Source organism: Kitasatospora sp. NPDC094028 (assembly GCF_049543595.1).
Lineage (GTDB): Bacteria > Actinomycetota > Actinomycetes > Streptomycetales > Streptomycetaceae > Kitasatospora.
The window spans coordinates 47493-65446 of sequence record NZ_JBMVFA010000006.1 but is presented as its reverse complement, the minus strand read 5'-3'; the positions used below and the strand labels follow the sequence as shown (position 1 = coordinate 65446).

Annotated in this window: 11 protein-coding genes and 1 tRNA gene; 3 read left to right on the top strand and 9 right to left on the bottom strand. The window is 74.8% G+C overall.

Annotated elements, in window-relative coordinates:
- Positions 1-69: 69 nt before the first annotated feature.
- Both ACPC54_RS12010 and ACPC54_RS12005 read right to left on the bottom strand, forming a co-directional pair.
- Positions 70-789: a response regulator gene (locus ACPC54_RS12010; protein WP_498963948.1), complete on the bottom strand. Its 720-nt coding sequence runs from the start codon at positions 787-789 to the stop codon at positions 70-72.
- Complete coding sequence (locus ACPC54_RS12005; protein ID WP_498963946.1) at positions 786-1106, bottom strand: hypothetical protein; 321 nt, start codon at positions 1104-1106, stop codon at positions 786-788. Before ACPC54_RS12005 ends, ACPC54_RS12010 begins: the two co-directional genes overlap by 4 nt.
- A gap of 117 nt (positions 1107-1223) precedes the next feature.
- Here ACPC54_RS12005 and ACPC54_RS12000 point away from each other — a divergent pair, with 117 nt between their 5' ends.
- Both ACPC54_RS12000 and ACPC54_RS11995 read left to right on the top strand, forming a co-directional pair.
- Complete coding sequence (locus ACPC54_RS12000; RefSeq protein WP_498963944.1) at positions 1224-2225, top strand: DNA-methyltransferase; 1002 nt, start codon at positions 1224-1226, stop codon at positions 2223-2225.
- A 31-nt stretch (positions 2226-2256) separates the two neighbouring features.
- Positions 2257-4155 (top strand): AAA family ATPase, encoded by a 1899-nt coding sequence (locus ACPC54_RS11995; RefSeq protein WP_498963942.1) that lies wholly within the window; start codon positions 2257-2259, stop codon positions 4153-4155.
- A gap of 9 nt (positions 4156-4164) precedes the next feature.
- Here ACPC54_RS11995 and ACPC54_RS11990 read toward each other — a convergent pair whose 3' ends face one another.
- Positions 4165-5592 carry a hypothetical protein gene (locus ACPC54_RS11990; RefSeq protein WP_498963940.1) on the bottom strand — a complete coding sequence of 476 codons (1428 nt, stop codon included), beginning with the start codon at positions 5590-5592 and terminating at the stop codon, positions 4165-4167.
- Positions 5593-5688: 96 nt separating this feature from the next.
- Positions 5689-5762 (bottom strand) — tRNA-Thr (locus tag ACPC54_RS11985).
- A 183-nt stretch (positions 5763-5945) separates the two neighbouring features.
- On the opposite strand from ACPC54_RS11985, the gene leuE reads away from it, so the two are divergent.
- Positions 5946-6605 carry a leucine efflux protein LeuE gene (gene leuE, locus ACPC54_RS11980; protein ID WP_498963938.1) on the top strand — a complete coding sequence of 220 codons (660 nt, stop codon included), beginning with the start codon at positions 5946-5948 and terminating at the stop codon, positions 6603-6605.
- A gap of 70 nt (positions 6606-6675) precedes the next feature.
- Here leuE and ACPC54_RS11975 read toward each other — a convergent pair whose 3' ends face one another.
- The 5 genes from ACPC54_RS11975 to topA all read right to left on the bottom strand — a co-directional run bounded on the left by ACPC54_RS11975 (position 6676) and on the right by topA (position 17884).
- Positions 6676-8349, bottom strand: coding sequence for an alpha/beta hydrolase (locus tag ACPC54_RS11975; RefSeq protein ID WP_498963936.1), 1674 nt, complete (start codon positions 8347-8349; stop codon positions 6676-6678).
- A 107-nt stretch (positions 8350-8456) separates the two neighbouring features.
- Positions 8457-9647, bottom strand: coding sequence for an alpha/beta hydrolase (locus ACPC54_RS11970; RefSeq protein WP_498963934.1), 1191 nt, complete (start codon positions 9645-9647; stop codon positions 8457-8459).
- A gap of 271 nt (positions 9648-9918) precedes the next feature.
- Positions 9919-11130 carry a DNA polymerase III subunit delta' gene (locus ACPC54_RS11965; RefSeq protein ID WP_498964447.1) on the bottom strand — a complete coding sequence of 404 codons (1212 nt, stop codon included), beginning with the start codon at positions 11128-11130 and terminating at the stop codon, positions 9919-9921.
- Between the two features lie 209 nt (positions 11131-11339).
- Positions 11340-14747, bottom strand: a complete 3408-nt coding sequence (gene tmk, locus ACPC54_RS11960) for a dTMP kinase (RefSeq protein ID WP_498963932.1) — start codon at positions 14745-14747, stop codon at positions 11340-11342.
- Positions 14748-14995: 248 nt separating this feature from the next.
- A complete protein-coding gene (gene topA, locus ACPC54_RS11955) occupies positions 14996-17884 on the bottom strand; it encodes a type I DNA topoisomerase (RefSeq protein WP_498963930.1) in 2889 nt (962 codons plus the stop codon).
- Positions 17885-17954: the final 70 nt, after the last annotated feature.

Below are 17954 nucleotides of genomic sequence, written 5' to 3'. Positions count from 1 at the left end.
CCGAGCCTAGGCGGCGCCGGCCCGGCGGTGCGACCCCGAACGGTCCAACTGCCGGGCCCGGCAGGGCAGTCAGCCGACCGGGCGGCCGGCCGCGTAGCCCAGCTCGAAGGCCCGTACGGCGATCCCGACCCGGTTCCGCACGCCCAACTTCCGCTGGATGCTGGCGACGTGGGTCTTCACCGTGCCGGCCGAGATGAACAGTTCCCCGGCGATGTCGGCATTGGTCAGGCCCTCCGCGACCTTCCCGGCGATCTCCACCTCCCGCCCGGTGAGCCGCTCGGCCGGCCCCGGACGACCGCTCGACCCGTCACCCGTCCCGGCACCCGTCCCGGCGCCCGCCGACGCCCCCGAGGACCCCCCACCGCCCGTGACGTGCCGCAGCAGCCGCACCGTGATCGACGGGCTGATCAGGCTGTCCCCCACCGCCGCCGCCCGGACCGCCTCGACCAGCAGCGCCGGCCCCGAGCGCTTGAGCAGGAACCCGGAGGCACCGTTGCGCAGCGCCGGGTACACGTACTCGTCGAGGTCGAAGGTGGTGACGACGACCACCTTGACGGGCTCCGCGACGCCGGGCCCGGCCAGCAGCCGGACGACTTCCAGGCCGTCCATGCGCGGCATCCGGATGTCCACCAGGGCGACGTCGGGCCGGAGCCGGCGGGCCTCCGCCACGGCGGCGACGCCGTCCGCCGCCTCGCCGACCACCACCATGTCCGGCTGGTTCTCCAGGATCCGCCGCATGCCGCGCCGAACCATCTCCTGGTCGTCCGCGATCAGTAGGCGAAGGGTCACAGCCGGGATTCTGCCACACCGTTCGTCCACCCCTCGGATGGCCGAACGTCCTTCCCGGGCAGCGCCGTTGGGTCCGCCGCGGCCGCCCGCGCCGCCGTCCGCCGCACCGGCGCCTCGTAGTCCGGCTTGGCCACCGGCCGCCCGGTGCGCCGGGCCCAGCCGATGACTTCCCGGATGTCCCAGAGCGGGCGTCCGGACAGCACGAGCACCGGTTCCGGGAAGTCGGGGTAGCGACGCTTCCACTGGTTGACGGTGTTGCCGTCCGCGCCCAGCACCTCGCCGATCTCGGTCGCACCCGCAAGATACTTGGCGTCCACGACCAGCCAGCCTAGATCCATCCGCGGCTTGCCACCACCGTCGGACAACTCTTACAGTGGTGTTCACTGGCCCATAATGGGTCGGTACATTGCAGGACAATCCGGATGAGGAACCACGTGGCTGCGCGCACGAAGACTCCGAAGGCCGAGCCACGCACCAAGGCCGAGATCTGGGCCGACGAGAGCGTCCCCGCCGCGCGCGGCGCGGGCAGCGCCCCGGACGGCGCCTTCTGGCGGGTCCACGAGGGCGACAACCACAAGGTCCTCCAGGACCTGCCGGCCGAGTCCGTCGACTGCGTGATCACCTCCCCGCCGTACTACTGGCAGCGCGACTACGGCGTCGACGGCCAGTTCGGCATGGAAGCGACCATCGACGGCTTCGTCACCAACCTGCGCGAGACCTTCCGGGGCCTGCGGCACGTGCTGTCCAAGGAGGGCACGGTCTGGCTCAACCTGGGCGACACGTACTACTCCGCCAAGGGCAAGCCGCACGGCAACGACGCCAAGCACCGCAGCCGCCGTCTCCCCGGCCTGCGCGCCGTCGACGGGCCCGGCCTCGGCCTCCCCCGGAAGTCCCTGATCGGCATCCCGTGGCGGGTCGCCCTCGCCCTGCAGGAAGACGGCTGGACGCTCCGCAGCGCGATCATCTGGACCCGTCGCACCAGCCTCCCCGAGCCCACCGCCAAGGACCGCCCGCACCGCCAGTACGAGCACATCTTCCTGTTCTCCAAGGGCCCCCGCTACTTCTTCGACCGCGAGGGCCTGGACGGCGCCGAGGACGTCTGGACGATCGAGCCGGACCGCAAGTCCCTCGGCCGCGGCACCCACTACGCCCCCTACCCGCGCGACCTGGTCCGCCGCTGCATCGCCGCCGGCTGCCCGGAGGGCGGCGTCACCCTCGACCCCTTCCTCGGGGGGGGCACCACCATGGAGGTGTCCCTGGAGATGGGGCGCTCCTCGGTCGGCATCGAGCTCAACCCGGCCTTCTGCGACCTCGTCATCGGCCACATGCCCGGCGCCGCCGCCCTCCCCAGGCCCGCCAAGCCCGAGGCCGCCCTGCGGGCGGACGAACTCGACCTCCACCCCACCCTCCCCGGGCTCACCGACCTGGCCCCGTAACGGCCGGTCGGCGGGTCGGTACAGTACGACGGTGCCGTACCTCCCCCTGCCGCTGATCCTCAAGGCCGCCGGACGCCTCCGGGCCGAGGCCCACCCGCTGATCGTCGTCACGCTCTCCGCCATGCTGCGGACCGCCGCCAAGGACAGCGCGGACGCCGAGGGCGCCACCAAGAAGCTGCTGGACGGCTTCACCTGGACCGGCAACGAGAAGGCGTTCCTCGACGAGTACTTCCGCCTCCCCGGCGCACCCGACCCGACCATCCCCTACCGGGCGATCTGGAAGGGGGCGACCAAGCCGTGGGTGAACGAACGCTACCCCGACACCAGCCTCCAACGGATGCGCACGGACGGCGTCAAGTGGGGCAAGATCTTCCGCCAGCAGAAGGCGGACAAGGATTCCGGCCGGGCCGACGACCTCTGGTCCCTCACCGAGACGCCCGGCGCCGACCTCCTCGCCAAGCCCTGCAAGCCCGTCCGCATGATCGACCTGGCGATCTGGTTCGGTCGGCACCGCGACGTCTCCGACCTCGACGAGCTGATGGCCTGGTACCACGAGGAGTTCCGTCCCGAGGTCCTGGACCTCCCCGGCACGATCCTGCTCGACTCCGGTGTCACCGCCGAGTACACCGCCTTCCCGCCCGTCGACCGACCGGTCACCGACGCGGAACTCGCCGCCGCCTTCGCCGACACCGAACGGGCCGCAACTCAGACGGAGTTCGCCCTCGACGCCGACGATGATGACGACACCGCTACCGACACCGACGCCGACACCGACGAGTCCGACTCCATCGACGAGACCGACCGGACCGACCAGACCGACCGGACGGGCGAACCCGGCGAGACCCAACAGGCCGGATTGATCCCCGCTTCCCTCGACACCATCGTCGCCGAACTCGACTCCCGGATAGCCGAGTCGGGATTCACCACGCCCACCAACCTCGTCCGCCGCGTCCTGACCGCCTGGCTGCGCGGCGACATGGTCGTGCTCATCGGCCAGCCCGGCACCGGCAAGACGACCTTCGCGAGCAACCTGGCCACGGCGATGAGCGCGTACCTCAAGCTCCCGTCCCCGGTCCTGATCCCGATCCGCTCGGACTTCGACGAGGCCGAGTTCATCGGCTACCAGCAGCTCGACGGGACGGCCCAGCTGCGCGAGTTCGCCACCGAAGTCCTCAACACCGGGCGCCCGTTGGACGCCCGTGTGGTCATCCTGGAGGAGTTCAACCTCGCGACGATCGAGAGCTACCTGGCCTCCGTCCTGATCGCGGCCCAGGAACCCAAGCGCCGGATCCGCCTCCCGGACGGCACGCACCGGGCCCTGCCCGTCGACGCCTTCATCCTCGCCACCTGCAACTCCTACCTGGACGAGCCGGAGACCCGGACCAGGATCAGCGCCCCGGCCAAGCGCCGCGCCACCGTCATCACCATGCCCAACGTGCTGGCCGACCGCTTCGAGGCCGGGGGCGAGGACGCCATCGTCCCCCTCGCGCTGGACCGGATCCGCGACGAGCGCGAGCGCGTCCAGCGGCGCGTCGACGACGGCCTGGCCAGCATGTTCGACCAGATCCGGCTCGCCCGGCTCGCGACCGTCGAGACTCCGGACTCCCTCTCCCCGCAGACCCGTTCGGCACTGACGGGGATCTGCGCCGCCGTGCTCGGCAGCCCCGAGGGCCGGTCCTGGTTCACCATGGGCCTGCTGCGTGACCTCGCGCTGGCCGTCGGCTACGCGGACCGCGACGACGAGGAGTCCGAACTCGGCGCCCTGGTCGACGCGGTGGCCGACAAGCTGGTCCCGCAGCTGCGCGGCCCGCACGCCCGCGCCGACGAACTGGCCGCCGCCGTCGCCGGGTTGACCGGCGCCGAGCACGTCGTCCGGCTGCTGGACCGGATGAAGGACGGCGCCCCCGAGGAGCTCCTCCCGCTCCTCTGAGGCCTGCCCTCAGTACCGCCCCGGCGCCAGGTGCGCGAGCAACTTCGGCACCTCCGCCGCGAGTTCCGCCCGCAGCCCGGCCCGGGGCGCCACCGGCAGCTCGATCAGCCGCTGCCCGGCCCCCTCCACGACCGCCACCTGCGCGTACGCGGAGCTCGCCGGCGGGTACGCGATCACGGCGCTCTCCAGGCCGTAACTCGCCATGTACGCCAGCACCTCCTTCCGCGAGTCCTCCGTCGCCCGGTTCCCCCGCGCCCGGTACTTCGCGTCCAGCAGCAGCACCGCCCCGTCCTCCCGGCGGTGCACCAGGACGTCCGGCCGCAGCTGGTCCGGCGTGCTGCTCGCCAGCCGCCAGGACCTCAACACGCCCGCCGGCGGCGTCCGGTCGACGTGGACGTCGAACTCCGGCCCGCGGAAGGCCGCCCCGGCCGCCCGCCCCAGCACCGGGTCCACCGGCGCGCAGCCGAGCGCGTCGGCCATCGCCACCGCCACGAACGACTGGTAGATCCGGTCCGCGTAGTCCACGTACGCGAACCGGTTGACCGGCTCCCGCGTCGCCTGCCAGCCGAAGTTGCGCCGCAGCGACTCGGCCTGCCCGTACATCGCCCGGTACCGCCGGTCGGCCAGCTCGTCGGTCGTCCGCGCGGCGTGCAGCGCGTTCGCCGACACTCCGTCCCGCCCCAACTCCCGCAGCACGCCCAGCCGCAGCAGCCCGCCGACCTCCTCCTGCCAGCCCAGGCAGCGCGCCGCCACCGCCTCGTCGTCGGCCGCCGCCCGCACCTCCCCGGCCAGCCGGGCCACCACCCGCAGCAGGGCCAGCAGCCGCAGGTTCGCCGCCGTCCGCACGCTCGCCCGGCGGTCCTTCCGGACCACCCGCAGCGGCAGGTACCCCTGGCCCGGCAGCTCCACCAGCAGCCGCCGCGGATCCGACCGCAACAGCCGGTGCGTCGCCGCCGCGTCCACCCCCGGCCCGCCGACCCGGCTGGTCCGCCGGCCGGTCTCGCTCCCCCACCGCGGCTGCGCCAGGATCTCCCGCGCCACCGCCACGACCGCCGCCACGTGCCGGTCCAGCCACCCGTACACCACGTGCGGGTCCCGCAGCACGTCCCCCGACGAGAACAGCACCTGCCCGCGCCAGCCCGCCCCGGTGTACACCGTCCGCAGGTGGTTCAGCATCCGCTCGATCCCGTCCAGCCCGAGCTTGGCGTCCTCCGTCCCGAACCAGTACTCCCGCCCCTCCACGACCAGCCGGTGGAACCCGGTCGACCGGGTGAGGTCCACCGGCAGCAAACCCCCGGCCACCCGCACCCGCTGCCCGTCGAGCCGCACCGCCCCCACCCCGGACGGCACCACCACCAGCACCCGCCCCGCCCCCACCACCGCGGGGCCCCCGTCCCCGAGCACCCACTCCCGCCCGGACGCATCCCGCACCACCACCCGCGCCACCCGCCCCACCGCCCCTCACTCGCGCCCACAGGACAGCTGAACACGAAAAGGCCCGGTCAGAACATCTGACCGGGCCTTCCCCTTCTGAGCCGCCTGCGGGATTCGAACCCGCGACCTACGCATTACGAGTGCGTTGCTCTGGCCAACTGAGCTAAGGCGGCACCGTTGCCGTGTGTGTCGGCAACGCGGGCCAGTCTACACAGGTTCGCTGGTGATCCGTAGCCAGGGCGGTGGCGGGCCGGGAGCGGGGCCGGGAAGGGGTGATGGTTGTCGCTTCAATCGATCGGCGGTGTGACGTTACGATGAGCGCCCCCTGCCGCCCTTCCCCCACCCCGGAGTGCACCATGTTCGGTGTGAACGACCTGGCGACCTACGTCCTCGGCGCCCTGGTCATCGTCCTGTTGCCCGGCCCCAACTCGCTGTACGTGCTGTCCGTCGCCGCCCGCAAGGGGATCCGGACGGGGTACCGGGCCGCGGCGGGGGTGTTCGTCGGGGACCTCACGCTGATCAGCCTCACCTCGCTGGGGGCCGCCTCGCTGTTGGCGGCCAACCCGGCGGTGTTCGCGGTGGTGAAGTTCGGCGGGGCCGCGTACCTGCTGTGGATCGGGTACGGGATGCTCCGGGCCGCCCGGCAGCTGTGGCGCGAGCGCCGGGCCGGGGCCGGGGACGGCCCGGCCGCCGAGGCGGCGGTGGCGGAGGCCGGCGAGCGGCCGTTCCGCCGGGCGCTGGTGATCAGCCTGCTGAACCCGAAGGCGATCCTGTTCCTGCTCTCCTTCTTCACCCAGTTCGTCGACCCGTCCTACGGGCAGCCCGCGCTCTCGTTCGGCCTGCTCGGCGGCATCCTGCAGACCTTCAGCGTGCTCTACCTGTCGCTCCTGATCTTCGCCGGCACGACGCTCGCGAGCGCGTTCCGCCGCCGAAAGCGCCTCTCCGCCACGCTGACCAGCGGCGTCGCGGTGCTGTTCGCCGGGTTCGCCGCCAAGCTGGCCGTGTCCTCCGCCTGAGCGCGCCGGGCCGCGGGGCAGCCGGCCCCGTGCGCTACCGGTCTCGCTACCGATCGCGCTACCGATCGCGCTACCGGTCGCAGCGCTTGCCAGGCTCAGGTGCCTCACCGGTGAGCAGGTACCGGTTGACGGCGGTGTCCACGCAGGCGCTTCGGCGGCCGTAGGCGGTGTGGCCGTCGCCGTCGTAGGTCAGGAGGCGGCCGGACTCCAGCTGGCCGGCCAGGGCCTGGGCCCAGGCGTACGGGGTGGCCGGGTCGCGGGTGGTGCCGACGACGACGATCGGGGCGGCGCCGGCCGCGCGGATGGTGTGGGCCGCGCCGGTGGCCCGGACCGGCCAGTAGGTGCAGGCCAGCGCCATCCATGCCATGTCACGGCCGAAGTGCGGCGAGGCCCGTTCGAAGTCCGGGACCGCCCGCTGGACGTCCTCCGGCCCGCCGAAGGGCGCGGGCAGGTCGAGGCAGTTCACGGCGGTGTTGGCGAACATCAGGTTGGGGTAGGAGCCGTCCGTCTCCCGTCCGTAGTAGGAATCGGAGAGCTTCAGCAGGCCGGTGCCGTCGCCCGCCCGGGCGTCGGAGAGCGCGGTGCGCAGTTTGGGCCAGAGGAAGTCGGCGTAGAGGGCCTGGATGACGCCGGTGGTGGCCTGCGCCTCGGTGAGCCGGCGGCCGTTGTCGGTGGTGGGCAGCGGGTGGGCGTGGACGGCGCCGAACAGGGCGGTGAGCTGTTCGCCGATCTGCTGCTCGGCACGGCCGAGCGGGCAGTCGTCGCGGGTGGCGCAGTCCTTGGCGAAGGCCGTCCAGGCGGTCTCGAAGCCGCCGGCCTGGGTGCGGTTGCCGGTGACGGAGTCGAGGGACGGGTCCATCGCGCCGTCCAGCACCAGCCGCCCGACCCGGCCGGGGTAGAGGCCGGCGTAGGTGGCGCCGAGGAAGGTGCCGTAGGACTTGCCGACGAAGTTCAGCTTCTCGTCGCCGAGCAGGGCGCGCAGCACGTCCATGTCGCGGGCGGCCTCGACGGTGCTGAGGTGGCCGAGGGCGGGGCCGGTGTGCCGGTGGCAGCCTTCGGCGAACTCCTTGTCGGCGGCCACCAGCGCCTCGACGCCGGGCTGGTCGGAGGGGGTCAGGTCGACGGCCGTGTAGGCGTCCATCCGTTCCCCGCTCAGGCAGGTGACGGGGTTGCTGCGGCCCACCCCGCGCGGGTCGAGGCCGACCAGGTCGTACCGGGCGCGCACCCCGCGGTCGTAGCTGCGGGCGGCGGTCTCCAGGTACTCGATCGCCGAGCCGCCGGGCCCGCCGGGGTTCAGCAGCAGCGAGCCCAGCCGGGCCGGAGCGCCACCAGCGCCACCGCCCTCGGCCACCTCCCCTGCGGTACCGGAGATCCCGGAGGCCCCGGACGCCACGGATGCCGCCCGGGCCGCCGCCAGGGTGAGGTCCCCGTCGCCGGGCCGTTCGTAGTCCAGCGGCACCCGGAAGGTGGTGCACTCGAACCCGCCGTCGCACGGCTGCCAGGCGAGCCGCTGCGCGTAGTACGGCGCGAGCGCGGCCGGAACGGCGGTGGGCAGCGGCTGCAGCGGAGTCACCCCGGCCGCGGCCCTGCCGCCACTCGCCCCGGTCGAGTCCGACGAGGCCGCCGCGGCCCCGCCGACGGGCCGCGCGCCGTCCGACCCGGACGGCCCCGGGCTGCACCCGCCCGCGAGCACCGCCGCCGCGAGCATCCCGGCCGCCAGCGCGGCCCGCCCGTTGCCCCTCATCCGGCTCCCTTCCACTCCGCCCACTCCACCCGACGACCCGCCGCGACGCGCCGCTGCCCGGCACCCACCCCGGGCACCGGGCAGCGTAACCCCCGTCCGACGCCCGCTCAGGACGCCTTGGTCAGCGTCTCGGCCAGGTACTGCGCCGCCTGCCGGACCAACCGCAGCCGCTCCCGGTCGGCACTGAAGTCCTGCACGTTGTCCGAGATCCGCACCTCGGCCTTGGCCGCGGGGCCCGCGCCGGACTTGAGCGAGGACTGGAGCTTGCGGGCCGCGTCCAGCCCGGCCGCGTCGGCCTTGGCGGCGGCGAGCAGCAGCTTGGCGGAGCTGCCGGCCGGGGCCTCGGCGCCGGTCTGGGCGAGCGCGGCCGCGTCGTACCGGCCGGAGACGGCGGCGGCCGCGCCGTACAGGTCGGGGCGGGCGAGCCCGGCGGCGGCCGCGCAGGGCGCACCGCCCTCGACGCCGAGGGTGCCCCAGGAGGCCGGACCGGGCGGCAGGGTGCGGAAGGAGGCGGCGATGGTGGTGCGCAGGGCGGCGTCGTCGGCCACGGCGGCCGGCGCGGCGGCGACGAGCTCGCAGGGGTGCGCGGTGCCGTTCGGCGCCTCGGGGGCGACGAGGATGAACGGACGGGCCTTGCCGGTCTGCAGGGCCGAGCCGATGCCCTCGAAGACGTCGGGGACCTCGGCGTCCGCGGTCCTGCTCGGTGTGGCGGCGTGCATCACGACGACGGGGAAGCGCGCGTTGGGTTCCTTCGCGTACTGCGGCGGCAGCCAGACCCGGACGTTGCGCGGGCGCCCGTCCGGGCCGAGGACGGCGGACTGCAGCAGTTCGCCGCCGCCCGGGTGCCCGACGCTGTCGAAGCGGCTGGCCACGGCGGGCGCCGCTGCCGTGGCCGGACCCGAGGACGCCGGCGCGGCCGGTGCCGAGGCCGCCGCGGGCGGCGCCGCCTGCTGCCGCCCCGCCGCACCGGCTCCGGCGGCACCCCCGGCCGAGCCCGGGCCCGAGCCCGGCGCCGCATCCGCACCGACCCCGGCGACCGGGTCGCCGACCGACTCCTCCCGGTCGCCCCGCCCGAGCCCGCCGAACGCACCGAGCGCCGTGAGCAGCGTCAACGCGGTGACGCACACCCCGCAGACCATCGCCCCGCCGGCCCGCAGCAGCATCGGCCACCGGTCCCCGGCCAGTTCGTAGGTCTCGGCGGCGCGCAGGTCGCGCCAGCGCTGGAGCGCACCGCGCGCCAGCCAGATCCCGCCGACAGCGGCCGCCAGTAGGGGGATGACGAGGAGCGGACGAACCATGGCACGCACCACCTCGGGAGGAGGGCCGGCACCGGACCGACCCGGCGCCGTACGGGAGGTGACGGCGGCCCGGCGGCGGGCCTTCCGGGCTGGGGAGCGCGGGGCCGGCCGGGGCGCAGTCCGCCCCAGCGTGCACAACGGGCGCAGCGTCACACGCAGGTGCGCCCGGCGCGTACTGCTCGTTCACTCGAAGGTGGGACGTCGGGCCGACTCCGGGAGGCGTACCGGAGGCCCCCGACCGGCCTCGGCCCGTGCGTTCGGCGCGCCGACCTCAGCCCGCGCGCAGCGCCACCGTCATCGCCTCGACGGCGAGCAGCGGGTCGACGTTGCGGTCCAGCGCGACGCGGCAGGCCAGCACCGCCTCGATCCGGCGCAGCGTGCCCTCGGCCGGGCCCGCCTGGGCGACCCGGTCCAGCGCCGACCGCTGGTCCTCGTTGGCGAGCGCGCCGGTGGAGCCGAGCTGGAGGGCGAGCACGTCCCGGTAGAAGCCGAGCAGGTCGAGCAGGGCGACGCCGAGCGTCTCCCGGCGGGTGCGGGTGGCGCGGCTCTTCTGCCGCTTCTCCAGCTCCTTGACGGCCCCGGCCATGCCGCGCGGCGCCTTGCCGCCCTCGGCGGCGCCGTAGGCGGCCTTGAGGTCGTCGGTCTCCTTGGCGTCCTGGGTCTCGGCGAGGGCTTCGGCGTCGGCCTTGGCGGTGTCGACCAGGCGCTGGGCGGCGGCCAGGCAGCCGCCCAGGTCGGCGACCTCCAGCGGGATCCGCAGCACCTCGGCGCGCCGGGTGCGGGCCTGCTCGTCGACGGCGAGGCGGCGCGAGCGCTCGATGTCGCCCTGCCCGGCGAGCGCGACGAGCCGGGCCGTCGCCGGGTCGACGCCGTCGCGCCGGACCAGCGTGTCGGCGACGGCCTCGGCGGCGGGCGTGCGCAGCACCAGCAGGCGGCAGCGCGAGCGGATGGTGGGCAGCACGTCCTGGACGGAGGGGGCGCAGAGCAGCCAGACGGTGCGCGGGGAGGGCTCCTCCACCCCCTTGAGCAGTGCGTTGGCGGCGGCCTCGGTGAGCCGGTGGGCGGCGTCGACCAGGATCACCGACCAGCGGCCGCCGGTCGGGTAGCTGGAGGCGCGCAGCACCAGGTCGCGCATGTCGCCGACGCCGATGGACAGGCCGTCGGTCCGCACGTACTTCACGTCGGCGTGACTGCCGGCCAGCACGGTGTGGCAGCCCTCGCAGAACCCGCAGCCGGGCGTGCCGCCGAGCGCGAGGTCGGGGCTGGTGCACTGGAGGGCGGCGGCGAAGGAGCGCGCGGCGGTGACCTGCCCGGCACCGGGCGGGCCGGTGAACAGCCAGGCGTGCGTCATCAGGGAGGCGTTCCCGCCCTGGCCCGGGGCGGCGCCGCGGCCGGCCTCGACCGTCGCCCCGGCCGCCCGGGCGGCGGCGGTCAGCTGCTCGACCACCCGCTCCTGGCCCACCAGGTCGTCCCAGACGGCCACTGCTGCTCCCAAGCTCCGTACGGCAGCGCTCCCGGCGCCTCTTCCCCGCCGTCGAGCATACGTGTCCGCTCCGACAGCCACTGCTCCGTCCGGGGCACCCCGCCCCCCGGACCCGGCCAGTACGGACGACGAACGGCAAACGGCGGGCGGCGCCGCCGGAGGCCACTGCCCCGGCGACGCCGCCCGTTCCCGTCCCTACGGTTCCGGGGTCAGCCCCGGCGGCCCCAGCGCCGGCCCTTGCCCTTGCCGTCGTTGCCGTCGCCCTTGCCACCGCCCGTGCCGGCGTCGCCCCCGCCGCTCTGCTGACGGCCGTCGCCCTGGCCGGGCTCCCCCCAGCGGTCCCACTCGTCGCGCGAGCCGAGCAGGGTGTCGGTCAGGCTCGGCAGGTCGTCCAGCGGGGTCTCCTCGGCCCACTCCGGCCGCGGCCGCTCGGCGGTCGGCTGGTCCAGGACGGGCCGATCCGTGGCGGCCCGATCGGCGGACGGCTGCCCCACGACCGGCTGCCGGGGGTCGACCACCGGCAGCTCCCGGGTGCTGTCCGCAGGCTCGCCGGCCCGGCCGGGCTCGACCCGCGGCAGCACGGCGGTCTCGTCGGCGGCCGGCACCTTCGGCAGCACCGCCGTCTCGTCCACCGCGGGAACGGCCGGAGGAGCGGGCGGAGCGGCCGGCACCTTCGGCAGCTTGGCGGTCGCCTCGGCGGCACCCACCGCCTCCGCCGTCTCCGCCGCCCGGACGGCCGCCTGCCGGTCGCGCAGCGACAGCTCGCGCGTCGTCTCGTCCCCGATCCCCGCGGCAGCACCCGCCCCGGCCTTCGGCGCTCCGCCCGACGCAGCGCCCCGCGGAGCGTCCCCGACCGCCCGCAGCTCGGTGGTCATCGCCTCCCCGGGCACCGCCCGCTCCACGGCCCGGTCCGCGGCCGTCTGCGCGGCCGCGGCGGCCGCCGCGAGCGCCGCGGCCTGCGCCAGCCGGGCCTCCTCGGCCCGCTGCAGCGCCTCCTCGGCCCGGCGCCGCTGCTCCTCGCGGGCGAGCTCCCGCTGCCGCTGCAGCTCGGCCTGGGCGGCCTCCTCGTCGGCGATCCGCTTGCGCTCGGCGGCCTCCGCCGCGAGCCGCGCCGCTTCGGCGGCCCGCCGCGCGGCCTCTTCCTCGGCCCGGCGGCGCGCTTCCTCCTCCGCCCGGCGGCGGGTCTCCTCCTCGGCCTTGCGCCGCGCCTCGGCGGCGGCCCGCTCGGCCTCCTCCTTGGCGAGCCGTTCCTTCTCGGCCTGCTCAGCGTGCAGCTGTGCGAGCACTTCCTGCCGCTTGCGCTCGGCGGCCTCCTCCTCGGCCTTCTTCCGCGCCTCCTCGGCGGCGCGCCGCTCGGCCTCCTCCCGGGCCAGCCGTTCCCGCTCGGCGCGGGCGGCCTTCTCCTGCTCGGAGAGCGGCAGCTCGCGGTCGAGCCGGTGCCGGATGGCGGTGGTGACGAAGCCGGGAGCCTGGCTGCCGTCGACGACGAGGTAGCGCGCCGGGTCGGCGGCGGCGAGCGCGAGGAAGCCGGACCGGACCCGCTGGTGGAACTCGGTGGGCTCGGATTCGAGCCGGTCGAGCGCCTCGGTGAAGCGCTCCCGGGCCTTGGTCGGGTCGACGTCGAGGACGACGGTCAGGTCGGGCAGCAGCCCGCCGGTGGCCCAGCGGGAGATCCGGGCGACCTCGGTGGCGGCCAGGTCGCGTCCGGCGCCCTGGTAGGCGATGGAGGAGTCCATGTACCGGTCGGTGATGACGACGGCGCCGCGGGCGAGGGCCGGCCGGATGACGTTCTCGACGTGCTCGGCCCGGTCGGCGGCGTAGATCAGCGCCTCGGCGCGGTGCGACAGGCCGGTGTTGCCGACGTCCAGGACGAGGCCGCGCAGCCGCTGCCCGACCGGGCTGCCGCCGGGCTCGCGGGTGAGCACGACCTCGTGGCCCTTGCCGCGGATCCACTCGGCGAGCGCCTGGGCCTGGGTGGACTTGCCGGCGCCGTCGCCGCCTTCGAGGGCGATGAAGAAGCCGGTGCCCGCGCCCCGGTGCGGCACCGGGCCGCTGCCGCCGCGCAACGCGTCGACCAGGTCGCGGCCGAACGGTGCGGTGCCGCGCCGGTCGTCGGTGCGCAGCAGCACGACTGCGGCCAGCGCCAGCGTGAGCAGCCCGGAGGTGGCGACGGCGAGGGCCGCGCCGCCGTGGATGAAGGTGAAGGAGCCGGGCTCGACGGTGCCGTACTCGACGTCCCCGTAGCCGGCGGCGATCAGCGGCACGGCGACCAGCGCGGCGCCGACGACGGCCCGCAGCACGGCGTCCACGTGCTCGGCGACCTTCGGCAGCCGGGCCTCCTCGACCTCCTGGGCGAGCAGGGCGCGCCCGGCCGAGACCACGATCCCGGCGGCCAGTGCGGCCAGCACGGTGAGCAGCAGGACGAGCACGAAGTCCAGCACCAGCCCGGCGAGGATCAGCGCCACGCCCTCGGTGAGCAGGGCGAGCGCGAGCAGCCGGCGGCGGGAGAGCGAGGGCAGCACCGCACGGGTGAGCCGGGCCCCGAGGGCGGGCGCGCCGCCGGCGGCGAGCACCAGCAGGCCGTAGCCGATCGGTCCGGCCCGGTGCTCGGCGGCGGTCAGCAGCGCGAGCGAGACGACGCCGGCCATCGAGGCGAAGGCGGCGGCGACGGAGAAGGTGAAGTACGGGGCGCTGCCGGTGCGGCCCTTGCCGAGCGCGGGGCCGGGGGCCGCGTCGGTGGGGGCGCGCAGGCCGGTGAGCGGCGAGTGCGGGGCCACGGCGACCGGGCCGAGCGACAGCTGCTGGAGGTACGTCCGGACGGCCGCGGCGGCGGACAGGCCGGCCGCGCCGAGGGCGGCGCAGGTCAGCTGGTGGGCGCGCAGCCAGTCCGAGCCGAGGGCCGCGCCGATGTTGTTGACGAGGGTGAACGCGATCAGGGCGAGGGCCCCGAGCGGCACGGTGACCCAGCCGGTGAACCGGTCGACGCTCCGGACGGTGTCGAGGTTGGCGGCGGACGGCCGCTGCTCGGCGCGGGGGGCGTAGGGGTCGGCGGGCGGCAGCAGGCCGGGGACGGCGGTGGCCCGGGCGATCCCGCGGACGCTCTCGGCGGCACCGGTGACGAAGACGGTGGCGAGCAGCACGTAGACGGCGGCACCGGAGGGCTTCGGCCCGGAGCTCAGCCAGACGGACCACCAGGGCGCGAGGCCGATCAGCAGGGCGCGCAGCGCGTCGGCGCCGAACAGCGTCCAGCGCCGGTCGAGCCTGCCCGCGACGAGCTGGTGCACCGGCCCGAGCAGCGCGACGCCGACCAGCCCGTTCGCCAGCACCCGCACGGCGAAGACCGCGGCGAGGGCGAAGGCGAGGCTGCGCGGCAGGTCGCCGAACCCGCCCGACCGGGCGGCGGCGATCACGGTGAGCGCGGCCAGCACCAGCAGGGCGAGCCGGTCGGCGACGCCGCCGATCAGCTGGGTGGTCCACAGCCGCCGGTAGGGGCGCGTCCGCAGCAGCGCCCGGGCCCGCTCCACCGGCGTCCCGGCGGGCGTGACCTCCGGCAGGTCGGGCCCGGCTGCTCCGGCGGCCGGGGCGGCGCTGGGGGTGGGCTGCTCCTCGCTCGTCATACGGTCAGCGTAGCGGGCGGGGGTTGGCCGGAATGAGACGAACGGGGTTCCGGATCCGGCTCATCACCGGCTTGTGACGATCCCCGCACAGATCCCCGGGCACTCGCCGCGCGGATCCCCGGGCGCTCCCGGCCCGGCCCCAGAGGGACCGCAGGCCCGGCCCCAGAGGGACCGCAGGCCCGGCCCCGGACGGACCGCGGGCCCGCACCCCCGGGTGGGAGTGCGGGCCCGCTGCCGCTGCCGGAGGGTCAGCCCTCGTCGGTGGAGGCGGCCTTGCCCGCCGCCGCCTTCTTGGCGGTCGCGGTCGTCTTCTTCGCCGCCGTCGCCTTGGTGGCGGTCTTCTTGGCCGCCGTCTTCTTCGCCGCGGCGGTCTTGGTCGCCGTGGTCTTCTTCGCCGCGGTCTTGGCCGTGGTCTTCGTCGCCGTGGCCTTCTTCGCCGGGGCCTTCTTCGCCGCCTTCTTCACCGGCCCGCGGGCCCGCTTCTCGGCGAGCAGCTCGTAGCCGCGCTCCGGCGTGATCGTCTCGACGTCGTCGTCCTTGCGCAGCGTGGCGTTGGTCTCGCCATCGGTCACGTACGGGCCGAAGCGGCCGTCCTTGACCACCACCGGGCGCTCGCTGACCGGGTCGGTGCCCAGCTCCTTGAGCGGCGGGGCGGCGGCGGCCCGGCCGCGCTGCTTGGGCTGGGCGTAGATCGCCAGCGCCTCGTCGAGGGTGACGGTGAAGAGCTGGTCCTCGCTGGTGAGCGAGCGCGAGTCGGTGCCGCGCTTGAGGTACGGGCCGTAGCGGCCGTTCTGCGCGGTGATCTCCACGCCCTCGGCGTCGGTGCCGACGACGCGCGGCAGCGAGAGCAGCCGCAGCGCGTCCTCCAGCGTGACGGTCTCCAGCGACATCGTCTTGAACAGCGAGGCGGTGCGCGCCTTGACCGCGTTCTTGCCGGTCTTGGGCGTGCCCTCGGGCAGGATCTCGGTCACGTACGGGCCGTAGCGGCCGTCCTTGGCGACCAGCATGTTGCCGCTGACCGGGTCCGGGCCGAGCTCGAAGTCGCCGCTTGGCTTGGCCAGCAGCTCCTCGGCCAGCTCGACGGTCAGCTCGTCCGGCGGCAGGTCGTCCGGGATGTCGGCGCGCTGGCCGGGCTCGCCCTCGACCTCGGAGGCGCGCTCGACGTACGGGCCGTAGCGGCCGACCCGCAGGGTGATGGCGTCGCTGATCTTGAACGAGCTGATCTCCCGGGCGTCGATCGCGCCGAGGTCGGTCACCAGCTCCTTGAGGCCGCCCAGGTGGTCGCCGTCGCCGTTGCCGGCCTCGGCCGCACCGCCGGCGGCGCCGCCGTCCTCGCCCTCACCGAAGTAGAAGCGCTTGAGCCACGGCACGGACTTCGCCTCGCCGGCGGCGATCCGGTCGAGGTCGTCCTCCATCTTGGCGGTGAAGTCGTAGTCGACCAGCCGGCCGAAGTGCTTCTCCAGCAGGTTGACCACGGCGAAGGAGAGGAACGACGGGACGAGCGCCGTGCCCTTCTTGAACACGTACCGGCGCTGGATGATCGTGTCGATGATCGACGCGTAGGTGGAGGGGCGACCGATCTCGCGGTCCTCCAGCTCCTTGACCAGCGAGGCCTCGGTGTAGCGGGCCGGCGGCTTGGTGGCGTGGCCCTCCGGGGTGATCCGCTCGGCGGCCAGCGGGTCGCCCTGGGCGACCTGCGGCAGCCGGCGCTCACGGTCGTCGAGCTCGGCGTTCGGGTCGTCGGCGCCCTCGACGTAGGCCTTGAGGAAGCCGTGGAAGGTGATGATCTTGCCGGAGGCGGAGAACTCGACGTCCCGGCCGTCCGCGGCGGCACCGCCGACCCGGACGGTGACGGACTGGCCGACCGCGTCCTTCATCTGGGAGGCGACGGTGCGCATCCAGATCAGCTCGTACAGCTTGAAGTCGTCACCGGTCAGGCCGGTCTCGGCGGGGGTGCGGAAGCGGTCGCCGGAGGGGCGGACGGCCTCGTGCGCCTCCTGCGCGTTCTTGACCTTGCTGGCGTAGGTGCGCGGCGCGTCCGGCAGGTAGTCGGCGCCGTACAGCTGGGTGACCTGGGCGCGGGCGGCCGAGATCGCGGTGTCCGACAGCGTCGTGGAGTCCGTACGCATATAGGTGATGAAGCCGTTCTCGTACAGCTTCTGGGCCACCTGCATGGTCCGCTTGGCGCCGAAGCCCAGCTTGCGGCTGGCCTCCTGCTGGAGCGTGGTGGTGCGGAACGGCGCGTACGGCGAGCGGCGGTACGGCTTGGACTCGACGCTGCGCACGCCGAACGAGGTCTGCTCCAGGGCGGCGGCCAGCTGGCGGGCGGCCTGCTCGTCCAGGTGCAGGGTGTTGGTGCTGCCGGCCTTCAGCCGGCCGTCCGAGCCGAAGTCGCGGCCGGTCGCGATCCGCTTGCCGTCGACGCTGGCCAGCCGGGCGCCGAAGGTCTCCGGGTTGGCGGAGTCCGCCGGGGTGCGGCCGGTGCCGAAGGTGCCGACCAGGTCCCAGTACGAGGCGGTGCGGAAGGCCATCCGCTCGCGCTCGCGCTCGACCACCAGGCGGGTCGCGACGGACTGGACCCGGCCCGCCGACAGCTTCGGCATGACCTTCTTCCACAGCACCGGCGAGACCTCGAAACCGTACAGGCGGTCGAGGATGCGGCGGGTCTCCTGGGCGTCGACCAGGCGCTGGTTGAGCTCGCGCGGGTTGGCCACCGCCTCCTGGATCGCCGTCTTGGTGATCTCGTGGAACACCATCCGGTGCACCGGCACCTTGGGCTTGAGCACCTGCTGGAGGTGCCACGCGATGGCCTCGCCCTCGCGGTCCTCATCGGTGGCGAGGAAGAGCTCGTCGGACTCCGCGAGGAGCGACTTCAGCTTGCTGACCTGCGACTTCTTATCCGCGTTGACCACGTAGATCGGCGCGAAGTCATGGTCGACGTCCACCCCGAGGCGGCGCACCTCGCCGGTGTACTTGTCCGGCACCTCGGCCGCGGTGCTGGGCAGGTCGCGGATGTGCCCGACGCTCGCCTCGACGATGTAGCCGGGGCCGAGGTAGCCCTTGATCGTCTTCGCCTTGGCCGGCGACTCGACAATGACGAGTCGCTGTCCGTGCGCGGTCTCGCTGCTCGGGGACACCTTCGCTCTTCTCTCCCGGTCGTTATACGGCTGGTCGGCGCCGGCAGCTCGGGCTGCGCTCCGCCCGACC

Excerpts from the sequence above, each read along its gene's own strand:
- leuE (WP_498963938.1), top strand. The coding sequence starts at position 5,946 with ATGTTCGGTGTGAACGACCTGGCGACCTACGTCCTCGGCGCCCTGGTC.
- ACPC54_RS11975 (WP_498963936.1), bottom strand. The coding sequence starts at position 8,349 with ATGAGGGGCAACGGGCGGGCCGCGCTGGCGGCCGGGATGCTCGCGGCG.
- ACPC54_RS11970 (WP_498963934.1), bottom strand. The coding sequence starts at position 9,647 with ATGGTTCGTCCGCTCCTCGTCATCCCCCTACTGGCGGCCGCTGTCGGC.
- tmk (WP_498963932.1), bottom strand. The coding sequence starts at position 14,747 with ATGACGAGCGAGGAGCAGCCCACCCCCAGCGCCGCCCCGGCCGCCGGA.